This is a genomic window from Maricaulis sp., assembly GCF_048270265.1.
GTDB lineage: Bacteria > Pseudomonadota > Alphaproteobacteria > Caulobacterales > Maricaulaceae > Maricaulis.
In genome coordinates, this window is record NZ_JBLWTD010000001.1 from 320,336 (window position 1) to 344,754 (window position 24,419).

General features: G+C 62.8%; 21 protein-coding genes. All 21 read left to right on the forward strand.

The features are described 5' to 3' along the window. The 21 genes from ACN0YF_RS01510 (at position 1) to ACN0YF_RS01610 (ending at position 24,401) form a co-directional block, all read left to right on the forward strand. Complete coding sequence (locus ACN0YF_RS01510; RefSeq protein ID WP_417493055.1) at positions 1–1,515, forward strand: NADH-quinone oxidoreductase subunit M; 1,515 nt, start codon at positions 1–3, stop codon at positions 1,513–1,515. A gap of 10 nt (positions 1,516–1,525) precedes the next feature. After that, positions 1,526–2,968 carry an NADH-quinone oxidoreductase subunit NuoN gene (gene nuoN, locus ACN0YF_RS01515; RefSeq protein ID WP_417483358.1) on the forward strand — a complete coding sequence of 481 codons (1,443 nt, stop codon included), beginning with the start codon at positions 1,526–1,528 and terminating at the stop codon, positions 2,966–2,968. A 3-nt stretch (positions 2,969–2,971) separates the two neighbouring features. Next, positions 2,972–3,724 carry a biotin--[acetyl-CoA-carboxylase] ligase gene (locus ACN0YF_RS01520; RefSeq protein ID WP_417483359.1) on the forward strand — a complete coding sequence of 251 codons (753 nt, stop codon included), beginning with the start codon at positions 2,972–2,974 and terminating at the stop codon, positions 3,722–3,724. A gap of 2 nt (positions 3,725–3,726) precedes the next feature. Continuing rightward, positions 3,727–4,503, forward strand: coding sequence for a type III pantothenate kinase (locus ACN0YF_RS01525; protein WP_417493056.1), 777 nt, complete (start codon positions 3,727–3,729; stop codon positions 4,501–4,503). Positions 4,504–4,511: 8 nt separating this feature from the next. Continuing rightward, positions 4,512–6,167, forward strand: a complete 1,656-nt coding sequence (locus tag ACN0YF_RS01530; protein ID WP_417493057.1) for a ribonuclease J — start codon at positions 4,512–4,514, stop codon at positions 6,165–6,167. 10 nt (positions 6,168–6,177) lie between these two features. Further along, positions 6,178–6,597, forward strand: coding sequence for a methylmalonyl-CoA epimerase (mce, locus tag ACN0YF_RS01535; protein WP_417493058.1), 420 nt, complete (start codon positions 6,178–6,180; stop codon positions 6,595–6,597). After that, positions 6,594–6,938, forward strand: coding sequence for a DUF1467 family protein (locus ACN0YF_RS01540; RefSeq protein ID WP_417493059.1), 345 nt, complete (start codon positions 6,594–6,596; stop codon positions 6,936–6,938). The genes mce and ACN0YF_RS01540 overlap by 4 nt, the downstream gene beginning before the upstream one ends. Before the next feature lie 96 nt (positions 6,939–7,034). After that, positions 7,035–8,369, forward strand: coding sequence for a proline--tRNA ligase (gene proS / locus ACN0YF_RS01545; protein ID WP_417493060.1), 1,335 nt, complete (start codon positions 7,035–7,037; stop codon positions 8,367–8,369). Next, positions 8,362–9,681 carry a lipoprotein-releasing ABC transporter permease subunit gene (locus tag ACN0YF_RS01550; RefSeq protein ID WP_417493061.1) on the forward strand — a complete coding sequence of 440 codons (1,320 nt, stop codon included), beginning with the start codon at positions 8,362–8,364 and terminating at the stop codon, positions 9,679–9,681. Before proS ends, ACN0YF_RS01550 begins: the two co-directional genes overlap by 8 nt. Beyond that, positions 9,674–10,363, forward strand: a complete 690-nt coding sequence (locus ACN0YF_RS01555; RefSeq protein WP_417483365.1) for an ABC transporter ATP-binding protein — start codon at positions 9,674–9,676, stop codon at positions 10,361–10,363. The genes ACN0YF_RS01550 and ACN0YF_RS01555 overlap by 8 nt, the downstream gene beginning before the upstream one ends. A gap of 267 nt (positions 10,364–10,630) precedes the next feature. Beyond that, positions 10,631–14,074 carry a DNA polymerase III subunit alpha gene (dnaE, locus tag ACN0YF_RS01560; protein ID WP_417493063.1) on the forward strand — a complete coding sequence of 1,148 codons (3,444 nt, stop codon included), beginning with the start codon at positions 10,631–10,633 and terminating at the stop codon, positions 14,072–14,074. 179 nt (positions 14,075–14,253) lie between these two features. Beyond that, positions 14,254–15,099 carry a 30S ribosomal protein S2 gene (rpsB, locus tag ACN0YF_RS01565; protein ID WP_417493064.1) on the forward strand — a complete coding sequence of 282 codons (846 nt, stop codon included), beginning with the start codon at positions 14,254–14,256 and terminating at the stop codon, positions 15,097–15,099. 35 nt (positions 15,100–15,134) lie between these two features. Beyond that, positions 15,135–16,073 (forward strand): translation elongation factor Ts, encoded by a 939-nt coding sequence (gene tsf, locus ACN0YF_RS01570; protein WP_417493065.1) that lies wholly within the window; start codon positions 15,135–15,137, stop codon positions 16,071–16,073. A 54-nt stretch (positions 16,074–16,127) separates the two neighbouring features. Continuing rightward, the gene (pyrH, locus tag ACN0YF_RS01575; RefSeq protein WP_417483369.1) at positions 16,128–16,907 is read left to right on the forward strand and encodes a UMP kinase; all 780 of its coding nucleotides are present in this window, start codon (positions 16,128–16,130) and stop codon (positions 16,905–16,907) included. A 19-nt stretch (positions 16,908–16,926) separates the two neighbouring features. After that, complete coding sequence (gene frr, locus ACN0YF_RS01580; RefSeq protein ID WP_417483370.1) at positions 16,927–17,493, forward strand: ribosome recycling factor; 567 nt, start codon at positions 16,927–16,929, stop codon at positions 17,491–17,493. Between the two features lie 25 nt (positions 17,494–17,518). Beyond that, a complete protein-coding gene (locus ACN0YF_RS01585; RefSeq protein ID WP_417493066.1) occupies positions 17,519–18,256 on the forward strand; it encodes an isoprenyl transferase in 738 nt (245 codons plus the stop codon). Further along, the gene (locus tag ACN0YF_RS01590; RefSeq protein ID WP_417493067.1) at positions 18,240–19,043 is read left to right on the forward strand and encodes a phosphatidate cytidylyltransferase; all 804 of its coding nucleotides are present in this window, start codon (positions 18,240–18,242) and stop codon (positions 19,041–19,043) included. The genes ACN0YF_RS01585 and ACN0YF_RS01590 overlap by 17 nt, the downstream gene beginning before the upstream one ends. Then, positions 19,040–20,251 carry a 1-deoxy-D-xylulose-5-phosphate reductoisomerase gene (gene dxr, locus ACN0YF_RS01595; protein WP_417493068.1) on the forward strand — a complete coding sequence of 404 codons (1,212 nt, stop codon included), beginning with the start codon at positions 19,040–19,042 and terminating at the stop codon, positions 20,249–20,251. Before ACN0YF_RS01590 ends, dxr begins: the two co-directional genes overlap by 4 nt. Then, positions 20,248–21,420: an RIP metalloprotease RseP gene (gene rseP / locus ACN0YF_RS01600; protein WP_417493069.1), complete on the forward strand. Its 1,173-nt coding sequence runs from the start codon at positions 20,248–20,250 to the stop codon at positions 21,418–21,420. The genes dxr and rseP overlap by 4 nt, the downstream gene beginning before the upstream one ends. Before the next feature lie 26 nt (positions 21,421–21,446). Continuing rightward, positions 21,447–23,810, forward strand: a complete 2,364-nt coding sequence (gene bamA, locus ACN0YF_RS01605; RefSeq protein ID WP_417483375.1) for an outer membrane protein assembly factor BamA — start codon at positions 21,447–21,449, stop codon at positions 23,808–23,810. Positions 23,811–23,813: 3 nt separating this feature from the next. Then, on the forward strand, positions 23,814–24,401 hold the full coding sequence (locus ACN0YF_RS01610; protein WP_417468110.1) for an OmpH family outer membrane protein: 588 nt from the start codon (positions 23,814–23,816) through the stop codon (positions 24,399–24,401). The last annotated feature ends 18 nt before the right edge of the window (positions 24,402–24,419 follow it).

The window sequence follows — 24,419 nt, forward strand, 5'->3', positions numbered from 1 at the left end:
ATGTTTTCCGAGCTCGATGCCTTCCTGTCGATCCTGACGTTCACGCCGGCAATCGGCGCGCTCATCATTGCCGTCTTCCGCTTTGCCTCGCGTCCGGAAGACCAGGCGCTGATCGACAGAAATTCGCGCATGGTGGCCCTGGTCACAACGCTGGTTACCCTGGCCTTCGCCGGTGTGATGCTGCTGGAGTTCGACCCGGCCGTGTCCGGCTTCCAGTTCGTGCATGAAGTGCTCTGGCTTGAGCAGATCGGCATGGGCTATCGCATGGGCGTGGATGGTATTTCGGTGCTGTTCGTCGTGCTGACTGCCTTCCTGATGCCGATCTGTATCCTGGCGTCCGGTGCGATCGAAAAACGCGTCGCCGATTACATGATCGCTTTCCTGCTGCTGGAAACCATGATCCTGGGCGTGTTCACCGCGCTCGACCTGGTGGTGTTCTACGTCTTCTTCGAAGGCGGCCTGATCCCGATGTTCCTGATCATCGGCGTCTGGGGCGGACAGAACCGCGTCTATGCCGCGTTCAAATTCTTCCTCTACACCCTGCTTGGCTCGGTGCTGATGCTGGTGGCGATGATCTACATGTTCCTGCAGGCGGGAACGACCGACATCACCGTGCTGCTGGAAACCAGCTTTGCGCCGCAGGCCCAGACCTGGCTCTGGCTGGCCTTCTTCGCGTCCTTTGCGGTCAAGATGCCGATGTGGCCGGTGCACACCTGGTTGCCTGACGCGCACGTTCAGGCCCCCACGGCCGGTTCGGTCATCCTGGCCGGCGTGCTCCTGAAAATGGGGGGTTACGGCTTCCTTCGTTTCTCCTTGCCAATGTTCCCGGATGCCAGCTCCTATTTTGCGCCGATGGTGTTCGTGCTCTCGCTGATCGCCATCGTCTACACCTCGCTGGTGGCCTTCCGTCAGACCGATATCAAGAAGCTGATCGCCTATTCCTCTATCGCGCACATGGGTTTCGTGACCCTGGGTCTGTTCTCGATGAACATGCTCGGTGTGCAGGGCGCCATCTTCCAGATGATCTCCCACGGCTTCATCTCCTCGGCACTCTTCCTCTGTGTCGGCGTGATCTATGACCGGATGCATACGCGTGAGATCGCCTTCTATGGCGGTGTGGTTCACAAGATGCCGGTCTATGCCGCCATCTTCGGCCTGTTCGCGATGGCCAATGTCGGCCTGCCGGGTACATCCGGATTTATCGGTGAAATCATGACCATGGTCGGTGGCTTCCAGGTCGCCTGGTGGGTCGGTGCCGGTGCTGCCATCGGCGTCATCCTGTCGGCCGTCTACATGCTGACCGTCTATCGCGACGTGATCTTCGGCGAAATCACCAATCCGAAGCTCAACACGCTGACCGATCTCAATCGCACGGAATGGATCATCTTCGTGCCGCTGATCATCATGACGCTTCTGCTCGGCGTCTTCTCCACCCTGGTGACCGATATCACGGCCGCTTCGGTCGAGGCGCTGATTTCCAATTATGATGCGGCACTCGCCGCACCGGCTCAGTAAGAGGCCTGACATGACCGCGGATATGCTCTCCCACGACCTGTCGCTCCTGACACCGGAACTGATGCTGGCCGGCGGCTCCATGGCGCTGTTGATGCTCGGTGTTTTCCTGAAGGGTGAGGGGACGGCCCGTCTCGTTCACCTGCTCACCATCGGCCTGCTGGTCGCTGCGGGCCTCGCCGCGCTCTTCCTGACCGGCGAAGATGGCCAGGCCTTTGGCGGTGCCTTCGTTCTCGACCCGCTTGCGAAATACGCCAAGGTCGCTATCACCCTGGCTGCGGCGCTCGCCATGCTGCTGGCCCTGCCTTACCTGGAAGCGGAGAAGCTCTCCAAGATCGAATTCCCGGTCCTCGTCGCCCTCGGTGTCACCGGCATGGTGATGATGGTTTCGGCCAATGACCTGATCTCCATGTATATGGCTGTCGAGCTGCAATCGCTGGCGCTGTACGTGCTGGCCGCGTTCAACCGCGAAAGCCTGCGCGCCTCCGAAGCCGGCCTCAAATATTTCGTCCTGGGCGCACTCTCTTCCGGCCTGTTGCTGTATGGCGCCTCGCTGGTCTACGGGTTCACCGGCGCAACCGGCTTTAACGAGATCGCCATTGCCGTGGCCAGCGAGCCTTCGGTCGGCGTGATCTTCGGCCTTGTGTTCGTGATCTGTGGCCTGGCCTTCAAGGTCTCCGCAGCCCCGTTCCACATGTGGACGCCCGACGTCTATGAAGGCGCGCCAACCCCGGTGACAGCCCTGTTTGCGACCGCGCCGAAAATGGCGGCAATCGTGCTGCTGACCCGGGTCCTGCTGGAGCCGTTCGGCGGCATGCTGGACCAGTGGCGCGACGTGATCTGGATCATTGCCGTACTGTCGATGGCCATCGGTGCCTTCGGAGCGCTCACCCAGCAGAACTTCAAGCGCCTGATGGCCTATTCCTCCATCGGCGGCATGGGCTATGCGCTGGTCGCCATCGCGTCCGCCAGCGAGACCGGTGTCTGGGCCCTGCTGGTCTATATGTCGCTCTACATGATTTCGGTGATCGGGACCTTCGGCGCCATCCTGTCGATGCGGACCCGCGAGGGCATGGTCGAGCAGATCTCCGACCTGGCCGGCCTTGCGCAGACCAATCCGGGCCTCGGCTGGTCGCTGACCGCATTGATGTTCTCGATCGGCGGTTTGCCCTTCTTCGTCGGCTTCTTCGGCAAGTTCTTCGTCATCTTCTCGGCGGTGCAGTCCGATCTCCTGATCCTGGCCGTTCTCGCGGTTCTGTTCAGCGTCGTGAGCGCCGCCTACTATCTACGGGTGGTCAAGGTGATGTGGTTCGATCCGCCGGAGGTCACGTTTGTCGAGCCGGCGCTCAGTGTCTACTGGGTGACGCGCGTGGCAGGCTGGTCGACCATCCTCCTGCTTCCGGCTCTGGGCTGGTTCATCTACCGGGCCTTCAGCGTCGGCCTCGACGTTCTCTAGACGTTGGCATCACCGGCGCCCCGTATCGAATGGCTTGATGAGACAGGCTCGACCAATGTCGAAGTGCGTGATCGCGCACTGGCCGGCGAGCGTGGCCCGCTCTGGATAGCGGCACGGCGACAGAGTGCCGGTCGCGGACGCCGTGGCCGTGCCTGGCACAGTCTCGACGGCAATCTGTTCGCAAGCGGGCTGTATGTGTTCAACCGGCCGCCGGCGCAGGCGGCGGAATTGTCCTTCGTGGCAGCGCTTGCCGTCGCGGAGCTCTGCGATACAGCGCTTGGCGACGCTGCCCGCACGCGGGTGAAATGGCCCAATGACGTCCTGGTGGACGGCCGCAAGGTCTCGGGCATCCTGCTGGAGTCCGGAGCGGCACCGGCGGGCGGCCTCTGGCTGGCAGTCGGTATCGGGGTCAATCTCGCTGTCGCGCCCGACGATCTTGACCGGCCGGTGACCAGTCTGGCCCTGGCCGGCAGGCGGCTGGAGCGCGAAATCGCGCTGGAGCATCTCGCGGCGTCGTTCGAGCGCAATGTCCAGCTCTGGCTGCGAAGCGGTTTCGGCGCCATTCGCGATCAATGGCTGGCGCGGGCGCACGGGCTGGGCGAGCGTTGTGTGGTGCGCCTCGATCACGAGACGCTGGATGGCGTGTTCGGCGATCTGGGGCCCGACGGTGCGCTGCGGCTCGACTTGGCCGCAGGCCAGCACAGGTATATCTCCGCGGGTGAAGTGTTTTTTCCGGCCATGGGTGAGGAGAGCTAGACATGCTGCTCGCGATCGATTGCGGTAATACCAATATCCTGTTCGGCATCCATGATGGCGATGGCTGGCGGGCCCAGTGGCGCGCCGGAACCGACAGCAGCCGTACCGCCGACGAACATGCCGTCTGGCTGTCGCAATTGATGGAATTGCAGGGCTTCAAATTCTCAGACATCAATGCCTGCGTGATCTCGACCGTGGTGCCGCAGGCCTTGTTCAACCTGCGCAACCTGTCGCGCCGATATTGCGAGTGCGAGCCGGTGATTGTGGGTGAGCCGGGGGTGCGTCTCGATATCGAGGTCCGGCTCGACCGGCCGCAGGATGCTGGGGCGGACCGTCTGGTCAATGCGCTCGGTGCCCGGGCACGCTATCCCGGTGCCCTGATCGTGATCGATAGCGGCACGGCCACCACCTTCGATGTCATCGGTGCCGACGGTGCGTTCGAGGGCGGTATCATTGCGCCGGGCATCAATCTGTCGATGCAGGCCCTGCACGGCGCGGCGGCGAAATTGCCACGCGTGGCGATCGCCAAACCGGCCCGTGTGATGGGCAAGGATACGGTCAGCGCCATGCAGTCCGGCGTGTTCTGGGGCTATATCGATCTCATCGACGGGCTTGTCGAACGGCTCAAGGCTGAGTATGGCCAACCCATGACGGTGATCGCAACGGGCGGCGTGGTTTCGCTCTTCGAAGGCGCGTCCCGGACGATCGAGCATTACGATCCCGATCTCACCATCCGAGGCCTGCTGGAGGTCTGGAAACTCAATGGCGGTGCCAATTGACCGATAGCATGTATTTTCTGCCACTGGGCGGCTCCAACGAAATCGGGATGAATCTGAACCTCTTCGGCTACGGCCCGGAGGAAAACCGCAAATGGATCATCGTCGATTGTGGCGTGACCTTTGGCGATCTCTCGACGCCCGGCGTTGATCTGATCATGCCCGATCCGGAGTTCATCGCGGAACGCCGCGGCGACCTTGTCGGTATGGTGCTCACTCACGCCCATGAAGACCATATGGGCGCTGTGGCGCATCTCTGGCGCAAGCTGCGTTGCCCGATCTGGGCGACCCCCTTCACCGCCTGGCTGGTGCGCGACCGTCTGCGTGAATTCGGCCTGCTTGATGCCGTAACCCTGCACGAGGTCGGTCTGGACAGCCGTTTCAATGTCGGCCCCTTCGATTGCCAGATGATCACGCTGACCCACTCCATCCCCGAGCCGAACGGTCTCGCGATCCGCACTCCGGCGGGGCTGGTGCTGCACACCGGCGACTGGAAGATCGATCCCGATCCGCTGATCGGTGAGGCCACCGACATCTCCGCAATCCAGGCGCTCGGTGAAGAGGGCGTGCTCGCAATGATTTGCGACAGCACGAATGTCTTCTCCGAGGGCGAATCCGGTTCGGAAGCCGATGTCCGCGACGAGCTGATCAAGGTCGTCGGCGAGCACAAGGGCAGGGTGGCGATCGCCGCCTTTGCCTCCAATGTCGCGCGCCTGCAATCGGCGATCGAGGCAGCGGAGGCCAATGGCCGCCGTGTCTGCCTGGTTGGCCGCTCCATGCACCGCATGACGGCCGCCGCCAAGGCTGTCGGCATGCTGAGCCATGTCCAGGACTTCGTCAGCGAGGAAGAGGCGGTCACCTATCAGAAGAACCGCATTCTTTATCTTTGCACCGGCAGCCAGGGTGAGGAACGCGCAGCGCTGTCGCGCATCGCCGCCGGCAATCACCGCAATGTCACCCTGACCAAGGGCGATACCGTGATCTTCTCCAGCCGTGTCATTCCGGGCAATGAAGTCGGGATTTTCGAGCTGCAGAACCAGCTGGCCGAGAAGGGCGTCGAGATCATCACCGAACGCGACCGGCCGATCCACGTTTCCGGCCATCCCTGCCGCGGCGAGCTGGCGCAAATGTATGCCTGGGCCAAGCCCAGCGTGGCCATCCCGGTGCATGGCGAACGGCGCCACCTGCTCGAGCATGCCGATTATGCGCGCCGCCTGCAGGTGCCGCACTCGGTCTCCGTGCGCAATGGCGACATGGTCGAGATCCGCTCGGATGGCACCGCGTCCATCATCGACGAGGCCCCGGCCCGGCGCCTGCATCTCGATGGCAAGTTCCTGACACCGGCGGACGCGACCTCGATGCGCGAACGCCGCCGTCTCGCCTCGGCCGGTTATATCGTTGTCGCCCTTGCGGTGGACAGCAAGGGCCGCCTGATCTCCGGACCGGACATCAAGCAGGCCGGTCTGGCGGAAAGCGCCGAATTCTCGATCGATGATTTCCTCGATGCCCTGGAAACCTCGGCCGAGGACTGTTTCGAAAAGCTGCATCCGCGCGTCAAGAAGGACGACGATCAGCTCGAGGAAGAAATTCGCCGCGCCGTGCGGCGCACCGCTTACGGGATCTGGGGCAAGAAGCCGATGGTCGATGTGATGGTGTTGGCAGTCTAGGGAGCGAGTGATGCAGGTCGGACGTCTCAATCATGTCGGAGTCGCGGTGCCGGATATCGAGGCCGCCAAAAAGACCTATGCCGAGCTCTACGGTGCCACTCAAGCAACCGAAACCCGCGATTTCGCGCATCTCGGTGTGCGTGTCGCCTTTGTAAAACTGGCCAATTCCGAGATCGAACTCCTCGAGCCACTTGGCGCCGACAGCCCGGTGCACAAATTCCTCGAGCGCAATCCCAAGGGCGGCCAGCACCATCTCTGCTTCGAAGTGCCCGATATCATTGCCGCGCGCGATGATGCGCGTGCCAAGGGCGCCACCGTGCTTGGCACCGGCGAGCCCTATGTGGGTGCCCATGGCGTGCCGGTGATTTTCATCCATCCCAAGGATAGCTGCGGTCTGTTGATCGAGCTGATGCAGGAGCCGCAGCGATGATGAAATGGTTTGCCCGCGCAGCGGTGGCGTCTGCTGCGCTGCTGTGGCTGTCGCGCTTTTTCATCCGCGATGGCGGTGTCGGCATTGTCAACGGTCTGGTGGTCTTCCTGCTGATCTGGTGGGTGTTGCTTTTCACCATGCTGCCGATCGGCATCACCAGCCAGGAAGAGACCGGCGATGTCGTGGCCGGGAGTGAGCCCGGCGCGCCGATGCGTCCCAATCTGGCGAAGAAGCTCTGGTGGACAACCGCGCTCACCTCGGTGATCTGGATTGCCTACTTCGTCCTGATGCACAGCGGCGTGCTGGCCCAACTCACCCCGCATGGCGGGCGGTGGGGCTAGGAGGCCAAAGCGCAGCTGAACGGCGGGACCGCTGCTTGTAATCGGCACCGGACGCGTTCTAATGAGACTTGAACCCTGCGATACGGATACCGACTCATGCGCCTGTCCCGATTTTTCCTGCCCGTCCTGAAGGAAACTCCTTCGGATGCCGAGATTGTCTCCCATCAGCTGATGCTGCGCGCCGGCATGATCCGCCAGCAGGCGGCGGGGATTTATTCCTGGCTGCCGCTGGGCTGGAAAGTGTTGCAGAAGATCGAGCAGATCGTGCGCGAGGAACAAAATCGCGCCGGTGCCATCGAATTGCTGATGCCGACGCTGCAGTCCGCTGATCTCTGGCGCGAGAGCGGGCGCTATGAGGATTACGGCCAGGAGATGCTGCGTATTGTCGACCGCAAGAAGCGCGAAATGCTCTACGGGCCGACCAATGAGGAGATGATCACCGACATCTTCCGCAGCTATTGCCGCTCCTACAAGGACGTGCCCAAGCTGCTCTATCATATCCAGTGGAAGTTCCGCGACGAGATCCGCCCGCGCTTCGGCGTCATGCGCGGCCGCGAATTCCTGATGAAGGACACCTATTCCTTCGATCTCGACGAGGTTGCAGCCCGCAAATCCTATAACCGCATGTTTGTGGCCTATCTCAACACATTCTCGCGCCTTGGCCTCAAGGCGGTGCCGATGCGTGCCGATACCGGTCCGATCGGCGGCGATCTCTCGCATGAATTCATCGTTCTGGCCGAAACCGGCGAGAGCGAGGTTTTCTGCCATGCCGATCTGGTGGAGATGGGCGCGCCGGGCCTCGACGTCGATTTCGATGGCGATTTGCAGCCGCTGGTCGACCAGCGCACCGCGCTCTATGCCGCCACCGAGGAAATGCACGACGCGGAGGCCTTCGCGGCCGTGCCTGCCGATCGCCAGCTTTCGGCGCGCGGGATCGAGGTCGGCCATATCTTCAATTTCGGCACCAAATATTCCGAGCCGATGAAAGCCAATCTCACCCATCCCGACGGTCAGGACCGGCCGGTGCATATGGGGTCCTACGGTGTAGGCGTCTCGCGCCTGCTCGGGGCGATCATCGAGGCGCATCATGACGAGAAGGGCTGTATCTGGCCCGACAGCGTCGCGCCGTTTGATGTCGGCATCATCAATATGCGTGCCGGCGACGAGGCCTGTGACGCGGCCTGCGATTCCGCCTATGCCAGCCTTCTGGCAGCCGGGCTGGACCCGCTCTATGACGATACCGACAACCGGGCTGGCGCCAAGTTCGCCACGGCCGATCTGATCGGCCTGCCTTACCAGCTGGTTGTCGGTCCGCGCGGGCTGAAAGAGGGCAAGGTCGAGGTCAAGGTCCGGCGTTCGGGCGAGACGCATGAATTGTCGATCGAGGATGCGGTGGCACGGCTGGCGGCGAGAGACTTTGCCCATGGCTGAGGCGCCGCCGATCGATCCGGGCGGCGCCATGCCGTTCAGCCCCTATGAGTTCCAGATCGCCGCGCGCTATCTGCGGACCAAGCGCAAGAATGGCGGCGTCGCGCTGATCGCGATGATTTCCTTTGCCGGGATTGCGCTGGCGGTGACCGGACTGATCGCGGTGATGTCGATCATGAACGGCTTTCGCAACGAGCTGTTCAGCCAGCTCCTCGGCTTCCAGCCGCATGTCTTTGTCGATACGCGCATGATCGAGCCGGAGGAGGTCGACCGCATGGTCGCCGAGATCGAGGCGCTGACTGGCGTCAAGAGCGCCGACCCGGTTGTGCAGGGCCAGGTTATGGCCTCGACCGAGCATTCCGAGGCCTTTCTTCAGGTACTGGCGATCAGCCCGGAGGATCTTGGTGAACTCGATGTCGTGCGCAGCGGCGATGATCCGCGCAGCCCCACCGGCATTACCCAGGGCTCGATCGAGGAATTCGGCATGGGCCGCAATGGCGGCGATGTGATCGTGCTCGGCACGGGCGTGGCGCGGCGGCTCAACGTTAATGTCGGCGATTATGTCACCTTCCTGACGGCGCGGGGGGCGGCGACCTCCTTCGGCGTCGCGCCGCGGCGCAAGGCCTATTATGTCGGCGCGCTTCTGGCGGCAGGGGTCTCGACCATCGATGACGCCATTGCCTTCATGCCGCTCGAACAGGGCCAGCTCTTCTTTGGCCGTGATCAGGGCATCGACATGATCCAGATCCGGCTCGACGATCCCCAGCTCGCGGCCACCTTCGTTGGCCCGGTCGAGGCGATCGCCGGTCCCGAGGCGATGGTTTACGACTACACGCGGCTGGACCCGGCCTTCTACAACGCACTTCAGTTCGAGCGCTCGGCCATGCGTCTGGTGATGACCATCGTCATCGCGATCGCGGCGCTGAATATCATTTCCGGCCTGGTCATGCTCGTGAAGAACAAGAGCCGCGACATCGCCATCCTGCGCACGATGGGTGCGACCCAGGCCTCGGTGCTGCGCATCTTCCTGATCGTCGGCGCCAGTATCGGCATGCTCGGTACGCTGGCCGGCATCATTCTGGGCATTTTGTTCGTGATCAATGTCGGTCCGATCCAGGACTTCATCACCTGGACGACCGGCGCGCAGGTCTGGGACCCGAGCGTGTACTACCTTTATCGCATTCCCGCCGAGCTGGACTGGGGCGAGGTCGCCTTTGTCTCGATCTTCGGGCTTGCGGTCTCCCTGCTGGTGACGCTGCCGCCGGCCTGGCGCGCGGCCCGGCTCGATCCTGTCGAGGCACTGCGTTATGAGTGAACCGGTTCTGGAATTACGCAAGATCGAGCGGACCTATGTCACCGAGGCTGACGAGCTGCACGTCCTGCGCGGCGTCGACCTGGTCCTGATGCCCGGCGAGATTGTCGGCCTGGTCGGCCCGTCCGGCTCCGGCAAGTCATCCCTGCTGCATGCGGCCGGCCTGCTGGAACGCCCAGACAGCGGCGAGGTTCTCATCGGCGGCGTTCCGACGCGCGACATGAACGACCGGCTGCGAACAGCCATGCGGCGGCGTGATGTTGGCTTCGTGTATCAGTTTCATCATTTGCTGCCCGAATTTGATGCCCGCGAGAATATCGTGCTGCCGCAGCTGATCGCCGGCGTCTCGCAGAAGCGGGCCGTCGAGCGGGCCGATCAATTGCTGTCCATGCTGGGCCTGGCCGAGCGGGCGACGCACCAGCCGGCCCAGCTGTCCGGCGGCGAACAGCAGCGCGTCGCCATCGCCCGTGCTTTAGCCAATTCACCGCGTGTCCTGCTGGCCGATGAGCCCACCGGCAATCTCGATCCGGCCACCTCCTCGACCGTGTTCGAGGCCTTTCGCGACACGGTGCGAGAGCAGGGGGCAGCGGCGCTGGTCGCGACCCATAATCACGAAATCGCCGAGCGGATGGACCGCGTCGTCACTTTCGCTGACGGCCAGCTGACCGACTATACCGGTCCCTGATCCAGTCTGATCCGAGTCGTTTTTTGCGCCTTGTGCTTGACGGTGCGCGTTTTCCATGAAAAGAACAAACCAAGAACACGCAAACCGGAGGGGTTCAACATGCGTCGTATGGTTCAGGATATTTCGGCAGCGACTGCCATTCTCGGCTTCGCCTGGATGATCACCATGTGGGGATCGGTTCTCGGCGCAGCCTGATCGCGCTAGACTTCGGGATTCGACGGGCGAGGGGTCTGTCGGTATCCGGATGGTTTGACGGGAGCGGCGGCCGTGAGCACGAAACAGCCCTTTGTGCATCTACGCGTTCGCTCGCCCTATTCCCTGCTTGAGGGGGCGATCCGCATCCCGAAAATGGTCGAGGCCTGCCTCGCCCAGGATATGCCGGCGATCGCGCTCACCGACACCAATAATCTCTACGGCGCGCTCGAGTTCTCCGAGTATGTCGCCGGTGCCGGCTTGCAGCCGATTGTCGGCTGTACGCTGTCGCTCCGTCTCGGTGAGCCTCATCCCGGTGAACGCGCAGCCCCGGATGGCACTATCGCGCTGCTGGTCCAGAATGAGGCCGGCTACCAGAACCTGATGGCGCTTTCGAGCGCAGCCTTTCTCGATGTCGATGGCACGGAAGAGCCGCATGTGCCGCTCGAACGTGTTCTCGCTCATGCCGAGGGGCTGATCGCCCTGACGGGCGGTCCGGACAGCGCGCTCAACCGCCTGATCATCGCCGGCCGCAAACCCGAGGCGGCTGCCTTGCTGGACCGCTTGCAGGCGGCCTATGGCGACCGGCTCTATGTCGAGCTGCAACGTCACGGCCTCGCCGACGAGCTGGAGGCCGAGACCTGGCTGGTGGAGGAGGCCTACCGGCGCGAGCTGCCGCTGGTGGCGACCAATGAGGCCTATTTCCCTGATGCCTCGATGCACAAGGCGCATGACGCGCTGTTGTGCATCTCCCAAAGCTCCTATGTTTCGGTCACGGATCGCCGCCGTGTCACACCGCTGCACTACCTCTCCAGCCCGGACGAGATGAATGCGCGCTTCGCCGATCTGCCTGAGGCGCTGGCCAATACGATCGAGATTGCCCGGCGCTGTGCCTTCCGGGTCAGGACCCACGCGCCGATCCTGCCGAGCTTTCCCACCGAGGCCGGCCGGGATGAGGGTGATGAACTCACCGCGCGGGCCCATGAAGGCCTCACCGCGCGTCTCGCTGCGGGTGCAGATGCTGCCCCCGAGGAAGACTATCGTGCCCGGCTCGATTTCGAGCTCAACGTCATCAAGGAGATGGGTTTTCCCGGCTATTTCCTGATCGTTTCGGACTTCATCCAGTGGGCGAAGCAGCACGATATTCCCGTCGGGCCAGGCCGTGGGTCCGGTGCTGGCTCGCTGGTCGCCTATTCGCTGACAATTACCGATCTGGACCCCCTGCGCTTCGGTCTGCTGTTCGAACGCTTCCTCAACCCGGAACGGGTCTCGATGCCCGATTTCGACGTCGATTTCTGCCAGGAGCGGCGCGGCGAGGTGATCCGCTATGTGCAGGAGCGCTATGGCGCCGACCGCGTCGCGCAGATCATCACCTTCGGTACCCTGCAGGCCCGCGCCGTGGTGCGCGATGTCGGGCGTGTGCTGCAGATGCCGCTCGGCATGGTCGACCGGCTTGCCAAGATGGTGCCCGCCAATCCGGCCAATCCGGTCACGCTCGGCCAGGCCCTCGATCTCGAGCCGCGGCTGCGGGAAATGCAGCGCAATGACTCAGCCGTGGCGGCGCTGCTGGAAGTAGCGCTGAAGCTGGAAGGCTTCTTCCGCAACGCTTCGACCCATGCCGCCGGTGTCGTGATCGGCGACCGGCCGCTGCATGAAATGGTGCCGCTCTATCGCGACCCGCGCTCGGACATTCCGGCGACCCAGTTCAACATGAAATGGGTCGAGCCGGCCGGCCTGGTGAAGTTCGACTTTCTCGGCCTGAAAACCCTGACCGTGATTGCCCGCGCCCTGCAATATGTCGCTGTGGCCGGCAAGGATGTGCCTGATCTCGAACATATCGAGTTCGACGACGCCCCGACTTTCGAACTGCTCGCATCGGGCCATGCCATCGGCGTGTTCCAGCTGGAATCCACCGGCATGCGCGACACGCTGAAAAAGATGAAGCCCGATCTGATCGAGGATCTGATCGCTCTGATCTCGCTGTATCGCCCTGGCCCGATGAAAAATATCGACGTCTATGTCGACCGCAAGTTCGGCCGCGCCGAGGTCGACTGCCTCCATCCCGATCTCGAGGGGGTCCTCAAGGAGACCTACGGCGTCATTATCTACCAGGAACAGGTGATGCAGATCGCGCAGATCCTGTCCGGCTATTCGCTTGGTGAGGCCGATCTGCTGCGCCGCGCCATGGGCAAGAAGAAAAAGGAGGAAATGGACAAGCAAAAGGCCCGTTTCCTCGAAGGCGCCGAGGCGCGCGGCGTCAATCGCACCCAGGCCGGCTATATCTTCGAACTGGTCGCTGAATTCGCCGGGTACGGCTTCAACAAGTCCCACGCCGCCGCTTATGCGCTGATCGCCTATCGCACCGCCTATCTCAAGGCCAATTACCCGGTCGAGTTCATGGCCGGGCTGATGTCGCTTGACCGCGCCAATACCGACAAGCTCTCCGCCTTCTTCCAGGAAATCCGCCGGATGAAGATCGAGGTGCGGCCGCCGGATGTGAATGCCTCCGATGCCGATTTCACCGTTGAGGATGGCGCGATCCGATTTGCGCTGGGCGCGATCCGCAATGTCGGCTTCGCGGCGATGGAGCATATTGTCGAGGAGCGGGCGGCCAATGGTCCCTTCAAGGACCTGTATGATTTCGCCGAACGCATTGATCCGCGTGACGTCAACAAGCGGACGTTTGAAAACCTCGCGCGGGCCGGGGCCTTCGACAGCCTTGACCCTGACCGGGCCCGCGTCTTCGGAGCTGCCGAGACACTGATTTCCATGGCCCAGCACGCGGCCGAACAACGCGAGAGCGCCCAGGCCAGCCTGTTTGGCGGCGGCGACAGCGACGCGGCACTGGCGCGGCCGGTGATCATTGAACGCGAACCCTGGACCGGCACCCAGAGGCTGGACGCGGAACTCGCGGCGATCGGCTTCTATCTCTCCGGCCATCCGCTCGATGATCTCAGCGAGCAGCTGGCCAGCCGCGGCGTGGTCTTCCATGCCGAGGCGCCGGCTCGCGTCGCCGACGGGGCGACGGCGCTGCGCATGGCCGGTGTGGTGCGGCGGCGTCAGGAACGGGTCTCCAACAAGAATGGCGAGCGCTTCGCCTGGCTGACCCTGTCAGACCCGACCGGTGAGTTTGATGTCTTCCTCGCCTCTGAATTGCTGCAGGCCTCGCGCGATCTGCTGGAGACCGGCACGCCGGTGCTGGTCAATTGCCGCGTCGATTCCCGTGACGAGCAGATCAGCCTGTTCGCCGACCGGCTCGAGGCCCTTGATCTGCAACACTCCGCCGACGGTCTGAAGATCCGTCTCGATGATGCCAAGGCCCTGAGCGGAATCCAGGCCCGTATGGAGCGGGCCGACACCCGTCCGGAGGCCAAGCGCCGGGCCGTGGTGCAGCTGCTGGTGCCGCTCAGCGATGGCGGTGAGGTCGAGCTGAAACTGGCCGGGTGGCACTGCGCCGATGCCGCCGTGCAGGCGGCCCTGAAAGCGGTTCCCGGCGTCGCCTCGGTCGAGACGGTCTAGGCGGCTGGTCCGGCTGTGGTGTTGAGCTGTTGCACCGCTTGCTATTGCACCACTTCAAACGTATAAGCCGCGCCATCCCGCACGCGGAGCTCGGAAGGTGTCAAAATCTTTCGCTCCGGTGCCGTCCGACGTCGGGCGGCTCCGCTCCGTGGAGGCCAACCGGAAAAAGGATATTATCGATGGCACTCCCTGATTTCTCCATGCGTCAGCTTCTTGAAGCTGGCTGTCACTTTGGTCACCAGACCCACCGCTGGAACCCGAAGATGAAAGATTACATCTTCGGCGCCCGTTCCAACATTCACATTCTCGATCTGTCGCAAACCGTTCCGCTGCTGCACCAGGCCCTGGTGAAAGTGCGCGATACGGCAGCCAAGGGCGGCCGCGTGCTGTTCGTCGGCACCAAGCGTCAGGCTTCCGAGCCTCTGGCGCTCGCCGCCAAGCGCTGCGCCCAGTATTACGTCAATCACCGCTGGCTCGGCGGTACGCTGACCAACTGGCGCACCATCTCTTTCTCCATCGCACGCCTGCGTGAACTGGAAAGCATGTTCGACAGCGAAGGCGGCCTCGGCGGTCTGACCAAGAAAGAACAGCTGATGCTGACCCGCGAGCGCGACAAGCTCGAGCGGTCCCTCGGCGGTATCAAGGACATGGGCGGCGTGCCGGATCTGATGTTCGTGATCGACACCAACAAGGAAGCGATTGCCATCCTGGAAGCCAAGAAGCTCGGCATTCCTGTGATCGCCATCCTCGACAGCAATTCCGATCCGGACCTGATCGACATGCCTATCCCGGGCAATGACGATGCCAGCCGCGCGATTGCCCTGTATTGCGACCTGATTGCCGATGCCGTCCTCGATGGCATGACCGACAGCCAGATGGCGATGGGCGTCGATATCGGTGAAGCCGAAGCGCCAGTTGAAGTGATGATCGAAGAGACCGTCGTTGAAGCTGCCGCCCCTGAGGCTGCTGCTGCTACCGACGCTGTCGCCGACACGTCGTCCGAATCTGACAAGACCGAAGCCTAAAGCTTCGATCACACCACAAGACTCAGGAGATACCGATGGCTGCGATTACTGCTGCTCTCGTGAAGGAACTGCGCGAGAAGACCGGCGTAGGCATGATGGATTGCAAGAAGGCGCTGACCGAGAATGGTGGCGATCTCGAAGCCTCCATGGACTGGCTGCGCAAGAACGGCCTGTCGAAAGCCGCCAAGAAGGCTGACCGCATCGCTGCGGAAGGTCTGGTTGCTGTTGCGACCGACGGTTCGACCGGCGCTGTTGTCGAGCTCAATTCCGAGACCGACTTCGTCGCCCGCAACACCGCCTTCCAGGGCACGGCCGGTGAAATTGCCAAGCTGGCCGTGTCGGTCGGCGATGATGTGGCTGCGATCAAGGCTGCGAAAATGGCGTCCGGCACGACTGTCGACGACCATCTGACCAATCTGATCGCGACGATCGGCGAAAACATGTCGCTGCGCCGTGCTGCACTGGTCACGGCCAATCCGGGCGTTGTCGCCAGCTATGTGCACAATTCCGTCGTCGACGGCATGGGCGCGCTCGGCGTGATCGTCGGTCTCAAGTCGACCGGTGATGCTGAAAAGCTGGCCGAGCTCGGCCGCAAGATCGCGATGCACATCGCAGCCGGTGCCCCGGCTGTGGCGCTCTCGGTTGATGTCGACGGCGTTGATGCCGCGATTGTCGACAAGGAACGCGAAGTCTTCGCTGCCCAGGCGCGTGCTTCCGGCAAGCCGGAAAACATCGTCGAGAAAATGGTCGAAGGCCGGATCCGGAAATTCTTCGAAGAAGTCGTGCTGATGAAGCAGGTCTTCGTGATGGATCCCGACCGCACGATCGAGAAAGTGGTGGCTGATGCTGCTGCTGAACTCGGCACCCCGATCGAAATCACCGGCTTTGAGCGCATGTCGCTCGGTGAGGGCGTGGAAAAGGGTCCCGAGGAAGACTTTGCTGCAGAAGTCGCTGCTGCAACTGGTAAAGCCTGAGAATAACGGAGCGCCGGCGCTTTCAAGCGCCGGCGCTTTGTATATGCTGCGCTCGTGACCGATTCATCTTCATCCTCGCCTCAGCGCACCGAAGCCACGCCGCGTTTCCGCCGCGTGCTTCTCAAAGTGTCCGGTGAAGCCCTGATGGGCGCCCGTACCAACGGTATCGATCTCGAAACCGCCAGCCATATCTCCGGACAGGTCGCTGATGCTGTCGCGTCCGGCGTGCAGGTCTGCCTTGTTATTGGTGGTGGCAATATCTTCCGCGGCCTCTCTGGCGCCGCCAAGGGTATGGACCGCACCGCCGCTGACTATATGGGCATGCTCGCCACGGTGATGAATGCGCTGGCGATGCAGAGTTCTCTGGAACGCATTGGCGTCCAGACGCGGGTCCAGTCCGCCATTCCAATGACGACCGTTTGCGAACCCTATATCCGGCGCCGCGCCATGCGGCACATGGAGAAGGGCCGCGTCGTCATCTTTGCTGCCGGAACCGGCAATCCCTATTTCACAACCGATACGGCTGCCGCCCTGCGCGCGGCCGAAATGGGTTGCGATGCCCTGTTCAAGGGCACCCAGGTGGACGGTGTCTACAGCGCCGATCCGAAGACCCATCCTGATGCCGAACGCTATGACCAGCTGGATTATCTCGACGTCCTGTCGCGCGATCTGAAGGTGATGGACGCCTCGGCGGTCTCGCTGATGCGGGAGAATGCGATCCCGATCGTGGTCTTTGACATCCATCAGCCCGGCGGCCTGGTGAATGTGCTGCACGGGCGGGGCGTATGCACCGTGATCGGCAAGGTCCGGTCCGAAACCGCGACCAGCGAATAACTTCAAAGAAGGCAGAGCCATGAGCGACGCGACCGATTACGATGAGGACGATCTGAAACGCCGCATGAGCGGTGCGGTGGAATCCCTGCGCAAGGAATTCGCGGGCCTGCGGACCGGGCGCGCCAGCGCCGGCCTGCTTGAGCCGATCCGGGTCGAGGCCTATGGTTCGCCCACGCCGCTGACGCAGCTGGCCACCGTCTCTGTACCGGAATCGCGCATGATCACCGTATCGGTCTGGGATCGTGCCCTGGCACCGGCTGTCGACAAGGCGATCCGCAATTCCCCGCTCGGGCTCAACCCGATCATGGAAGGCCAGATGCTGCGCATTCCCATTCCGCCGCTGAATGAAGAGCGCCGGGCCGAGATCGCCAAACTGGCCGGCAATTACGCCGAACAGGCCCGCATTGCCGTGCGCAATGTGCGTCGCGACGGCATGGACGGTCTGAAGAAGCTTGAGAAGGACGGCGTGCTGTCCGAAGACGAGCAAAAGTCCTTCGCCGAGGATGTGCAAAAGTTGACCGACGATGCGATCAAGCGCATCGATGAAAGCCTGAAGGCCAAGCAAGAAGAGATCATGCAGGTTTGATCGGCCTGCACGGCGGAGCGAGACCATGAGCGAGGACGTCTCTGCTCTCAGTCCGGGGCCCAGGCATGTCGCCATCATCATGGATGGCAATGGCCGCTGGGCGAAGGCACGGGGTCGCCCGCGGGCATTTGGCCATGCGCGCGGTGTCGAGGCCGTGCGGCGTGTCGTCGAGGCCGCTGGCGAGATGGGGGTGCGTCACCTCACCCTGTTCAGCTTTTCCACCGAGAACTGGAACCGCCCGGCCGACGAGGTCGGGGCGCTGTTCGAACTCTTGCGCCGCTATGTCGAGGCCGATCTTGAAACCCTCAAGGGCCGCGGAGTCCGCATCCGTATCATCGGTCGCCGGGACGATCTGAGCACCGAGCTTCGCTCCATCATCGAGCGCGCGGAAAACGGCACCCGGGACAATCAGGATTTCCACCTGACCATCGCCTTCAATTATGGTGGCCGTGACGAGATCGTGCGGGCCAGCCGTGAGCTGGCGCGGGCCGTGGCGGCCGGCGAGATCGAAGCCGATGCCATCGACAGCACAGCCTTCGCAGCCCGGCTCGATACCGCCGAGCTGCCGGATGTCGACCTGGTGATCCGCACGAGTGGCGAACAACGCATCTCCAATTTCCTGCTCTGGCAGGCGGCCTATGCCGAACTGCTTTTCCTGGATGTGTTGTGGCCCGATTTCGAGCCGAAGCATCTGGCAGACGCGATCGAGTGTTTCCAGCAGCGCGAACGCCGCTATGGAGGCCTTGATGCCGGCGCGGCGTGATCCGGCCTTTCGCCGGCGTTTGCTGTCAGCGCTTGTGCTTGGTCCACTCGCCCTGGGCCTTTTGAGCTATGGCGACCTTCCATTCACCGCCTGGGTCGCGGCCTTCGCTGCCGCAATGGCCTGGGAATGGATCCAGATGTCGGATCCCGACGCCCCGCCACTGGCCTATGCGATCGCCTGCGCCACCGCTTCGGGAAGCGTGTTGCTGGCAGGCCAGGCCGAGATCGGCGATGCCGTGTTCTGGGGCGCAGCCGGAACGCTGGCCAGCGCTATTGAGCGCTGGCGTCGTGGCTGGTCGATCGAGGTGGTTGGCGTGCTCTACGTCTCGCTGGCTGCGGCCCTGCTTGCAGCAATGCGCGCCGAGCCTGATCATGGCCTGAAATCGGTGGTCCTGCTGTTCGCCATTGTCTGGGCGGCTGACAGTTTCGCCTATCTGGTCGGGACCTGGGCCGGTGGCCCCAAGCTTTTGCCGCAGGCCAGTCCCAACAAGACCTGGTCCGGCTTTGTCGCCGGCCTCGCAGCCGGCTTGCTCGCCGGTCTGGGCGCGGGCGTCATGTTCGGGCTCGACAAGCTGCCGGTCGCGATTTTCGCCCTTGTGGTCGCGACCGCTTCGGTCGGAGGTGATCTGGCGATGTCGATCTTCAAACGCGGTTTTCACGTCAAGGATTCGGGCACCCTCATTCCCGGCCATGGCGGCGTGCTCGACCGGGTGGATGCGCTGATGCTGGCGGTGATTATCGCCGTCATCACCGAGCGTTTCCTGCCATTGGGCTGGGCGACGCCATGACCGGCGCGCGGCACATTTCCGTTCTCGGCGCGACCGGCTCGGTGGGGCTGGCAACGCTGGACCTGATCGAGCGGGCCGAACCCGGCCGCTTTGAGGTCGTTGCACTGACCGCGAACCGCAATGCCGCCGGCCTCGCCAAACTGGCCATTCGTCACCGCGCCCGTTTCGTCGCGATCGCCGATCCGGAGGCAGCAGAGCCATTGCGCGAAGCCTTGTCCGCTCACCCTGAGATCGAGATCGGCGTCGGGGCAGGGGCCGTAGCCGAGGCTGCCGCCCGCCCTGCGGACTGGACGATGGCGGCGATTGTCGGTGCGGCCGGTCTCAAACCGACGCTGGAGGCCTTGCGCCAGGGGCGTGCCCTGGCCTTCGCAAACAAGGAATGCCTGGTGTGTGCCGGGGCGCTGTTCATGCGCGAGGCTGCCGCGTGCGGCACGCGCCTCCTGCCGGTCGATTCCGAGCACAATGCAGTGTTCCAGGTGTTCGATTTCGAGCGCCGCGACGCGATCCGCGCCATTACATTGACCGCCTCGGGCGGCCCGTTCCGCGACTGGTCGCTGGAGCGGATGCGCAGCGCCCGGCGGGAAGACGCGCTGGCGCACCCGACCTGGGAAATGGGCGCCAAGATCACGATCGACAGCGCCACGATGATGAACAAGGGGCTCGAGATCATCGAGGCCTGCTGGCTGTTCGATCTTTCACCCGACCGGGTCGAGGTAGTGGTGCATCCGCAATCCATTGTGCATGGCATGGTGGAATACAATGATGGCAGCGTGCTGGCTCAGCTGGGCTCCCCGGACATGCGCACGCCGATCGCCAGCGCCCTGGCCTGGCCCGACCGCATGCAGGCGCCGGTCGCGCGCATGCGGCTGGGCGAGCTCGCGCGGCTCGATTTCGAGGCGCCCGATGATGTGCGCTTCCCCGCCCTGCGGCTGGCACGCAGCGTCATCAGGGCAGGCGGCATCGCGCCGGCGGTGATGAATGCGGCCAATGAAATTGCCGTCGCGGCTTTTCTGGCTGGCGAGATCGGCTTCCTTGACATCGTGGGCAGCGTTGAGGAGGTTCTTGGGCGCAGCCTTGTCGACGCCGACATGCCCCGGGATGTGGGTTCGTTCGACGATGTCTATGCCATTGATGCGCGGGCGCGCGAACTGGCACGCAACTTGATTGAAACCCGTTCAACACACACAGCGCGGACACCCCGGACATGAGCCTGATTGGCAGCGGATTCCTGACGATTTTCTCCTTCGTCTTCCTGATTTCCATCGTCGTGGTCATCCATGAGCTTGGCCACTACTGGGCCGGGCGCATCTGTGGTGTCCATGCCGAGGCGTTCTCGATGGGTTTCGGCCCGACGCTTTTCTCCTGGCGCGACAAGCTGGGCACGGTCTGGCGCATCTCGGCCTTTCCATTGGGGGGCTATGTCAAGTTTCTCGGCGATGCCGGGGCGGCGAGCGAGCCGGACGAGGCCAAGCTGGCGGAAATCCGCGGACGCATGGGGGCGGACGCAGACCGGTGCTATCACTTCAAGCCGATCTGGCAGCGCGCCTTCATTACGGCGGCTGGGCCTATCGCCAATTTCATTCTTGCCATCTCCATCTTCGCCGCGCTGGCGCTGTCGCTGGGCGTCAATTATCTCGAGCCGGTCGTTGGTGGCTTTACCGAAAACTCAAGCGCGCAACAGGCCGGCTTCCGGGAAGGTGACCGGATCACGGCGATCAATGCCCAGCGCGTGACACGCTTTCGCGACATCACCAGTGAAGTCAGCTGGCGCCCGGGCGAGCGGCTGACTTTCCAGGTCGAGCGCGATGGCGAGACGCTGACCCTGCAGGCGGCTGCGACCCTGACCACGGTCGAGGATCCCTATGGCGGTGAACGCCAGATTGCGCATCTCGGCATCCAGTCGACAGGCGTGCCCCTGCACCGGAGCTTCAACCCGCTGACGGCCATCAGTTACGGGGTCAACCAGACCTGGACCGTAGTGTCGATGACCGGGCGTTATGTCAGCTACGTGGTCACAGGACGGTCTCCGCCCACCATGCTGAACGGTCCCGTGGGAATCGCGACGACGGCGGGGCAGACGGCAATGGCCAGCGTCGAGCGCGGCGAAGATGCAGCGCAGAGCGTGTTCCTGCTGTTCATAAACCTCGTCAATCTGGCCGGTTTTCTCTCTGTCGGACTGGGTTTAGTTAATCTTTTGCCGATACCGATCCTCGACGGCGGGCATCTGGTGTATTACGCCTATGAGGCGGTTGCCCGGCGTCCCTTGAGTATGAAGGCGCAGGCGATCGGATTTCGTGTGGGTCTTGCACTTGTCCTCGGGATGATGCTTGTAGCGACCTGGAATGACCTGAATTACCTGCTCGGCCAGATTTTCTGACCGGGCCCAGCAAGCGGCGATTTTCAATGGTAAGTGTTCTGCGCGTGCTCTTTGCGACTCTGATGACGGTTGGCTTCTCGACGGTCGCGGTGGCGCAGCCACCGGCTCCGGCCGAGTCGGCACCGGTTGTTGAAGCTGCGGCCCCGGCGCCGGTGATCCGGCAGATCCTGGTTGACGGCAATCAGCGGGTCGAGATCGACACCGTGCTCTCCTACCTGCTGATCCAGACAGGGCGACCCGCCGACGAGCGCCTGACCAATCTGTCGATCCAGACCCTGTTCGCAACCGGCCTCTTCTCCGATGTCCAGATTGAGGATCGCGGGGAAATCGTGATCGTGCGCGTGCAGGAAAACCCGATCATCAACCGGGTCGTTCTCGAGGGCAACAGCGCCATTGATGACGACAAGATCACCGACGAGATCCAGGCCCAGCCGCGCGCCATCTTCACCCGCGCGCGGGTCCAGTCGGATGTCCAGCGGATCATCGAAGTCTATCGCCGCTCCGGCCGTTTCGCCGCGACGGTGACGCCGAAGATCATCGAACAACCGCAAAACCGCGTCGATCTGGTGTTTGAAATCTCCGAGGGGCCGGTCACCGGTGTCCGCCGGATCAACTTCATCGGCAACGAAACCTTTTCCGACAACCGGCTCCGCCGCGAGCTGGTGACTCAGGAATCGCGTTGGTGGCGCTTTTACGGTTCCAACGACAATTACGATCCGGACCGTCTGGAATATGATCGCGAGCTTCTGCGCCAGTTTTACCAGAACCGCGGCTTCGCCAATTTCCGGGTCCTGTCCGCCGTCGCAGAACTGACGCCCGACCAGGAATCCTTCTACATCACCATCACCCTCGATGAGGGGGAGATCTATAATTTCGGCTCGGTCTCGGTCAGCACCGAAATCGAGGATCTGAACGAGGACTTCCTCGCGGCTCTCCTGCCGGTGCGTGAAGGCGATGTCTTCCGCGGTGAACTGATCGAGCAGAGTATCGACTCGCTGACCTTCGCCGCCGGTGCCTCCGGCTACGCCTTCGTCAATGTGCGCCCGGTCACGCAGCGTGACCGCGACAGCAAGACGGTCGAAGTCGAGTTCGTGATCGATGAAGGCCCGCGCGTCTATATCGAGCGCATCGACATCTCCGGGAATACCCGGACACTGGACCGCATTGTCCGCCGCGAGCTGGATATCGTCGAGGGCGACGCCTTCAACCAGGTGCTCGTCGACCGTTCGCGCAACAATATCCGCCGTCTCGGCTTCTTCGAGGACGTGGAACTGGAAGAAACCCCGGGCTCGGCCCCTGACCGGGCTCGCGTCCGCGTCCAGGTGACCGAACAGCCGACCGGCGAGCTCGCCTTCGGTGCCGGTTTCTCCTCGACCGATTCCTTCCTGGTCGACCTGTCGATCTCGGAACGCAATCTGCGCGGCCGTGGCCAGTTCCTGCGCTTCCGGGTGTCCGTCAGTGGCACACGGGAAACCATCGATGTGCGCTTTACGGAGCCGCGCTTCCTGGATCGCAATCTGGCGGCCGGCTTTGACCTGTTCCGGGTCAATTCAGACTTCCTGTCCGAAGCCTCCTTCCAGACGGCATCCACCGGGGGCAGCCTGCGTCTGGGCTTCCCGGTTACGGCACAGGCCAATCTGCAGCTGCGCTATACGCTGCGGACCGATGACGTCCAGGTCTATTCGAGCGCCTCGCAGGCCTTGCTCGACCAGGCCGGCAGCCGGGTCACCTCGGTGCTGGGCTATACGCTCAACTGGTCACGCCTGGACGACCCGATCGAACCGCATAACGGCTTCCGTCTGCAGTTCAGTCAAGATTTCGCCGGATTTGGCGGCGATGTTCGTTACGTCCAGTCGGAGTTCAGCGGTTCCTACTTCAAGGGATTGTTTGGCGATGTCGTCGCGAGCTTCAATATGAATAGCGGCTTTATTCTGCCGTGGAGTGGTGACTCTGTCCGGATCAATGACCGGTTCTTCAAGGGCGGCAGCTCATTCCGCGGCTTTGAAGTCGCCGGTATCGGACCGCGCGTTGTCAGTCGTGATGAGACGACCGGCGAGCTCATCCGCCGCGACGCACTCGGTGGCAGGCTTTATGCAATCGGTTCATTGGAAGTCAATTTCCCGCTCGGCTTGCCTGAGCAATATGGTGTCCGCGGCAGCGTGTTCACCGAATTTGGTACTCTGGGTCTGCTGGACAGCAGCGATCAGGTCGATGAAGTGACCGGTGAACTCTTCACCGTCGACGATCTGGCGCTTCGTGCATCAGCCGGGGTCAGTATTTTCTGGGATTCACCTTTTGGTCCGGTTCGTTTCGACTTTGCCCAAGCCTTCATGCGTGAAGATTACGACAAAGCCGAGTTCTTCCGTTTCAGTACACGTACAGGGTTCTAAATAATGAAATCGTTCAAACTCTTCCTTCTTCTTCCGGTCCTTCTGGCCGGGCTCGCCGCTCCGGCCATGGCCCAGCAGAATGTCGCTGTCATCAACGAGCAACGCGTTCTGCGTGAAAGCGTTGTCGGTCAGCATATCCGGACCCGTCTCGAAGCGATTGGCGCGGAAGTGCGGGCCGAGCTGACCGCCATTGGCCAGCCGATCCAGCAGCAGACCGAAGCGCTGACCACGGAAACCGCGTCCATGACGCAGCAGGCGATCCAGCAGCGTCCCGATCTGATGCAACGCATCGAGGCGCTGAACCAGCAGGCACAACAATTCGAACTTGAGCGCCGCCGTCGCGAGCAGGAGCTGGCCCAGACCGAACGCCAGGCCATGCAGCCGGTCTATGAGGCTCTCAACCCGATCCTCGAGGAAGTCGTTGCCGCGCGCGGTATCGATATCCTGGTTGACCGTGCCAATCTGGTCTTCGCCAGCCCGTCGGTGGATATCAGCGACTCGGTGATCACCCTGCTCAACGAGCGTCTGCCATCGGTGCCGGTCAATCGCGTCCGGTTGCCTGAAGGTGCTCCGGCCGCCGCTCAACAATAGAATAGTCAGGACGAGCCC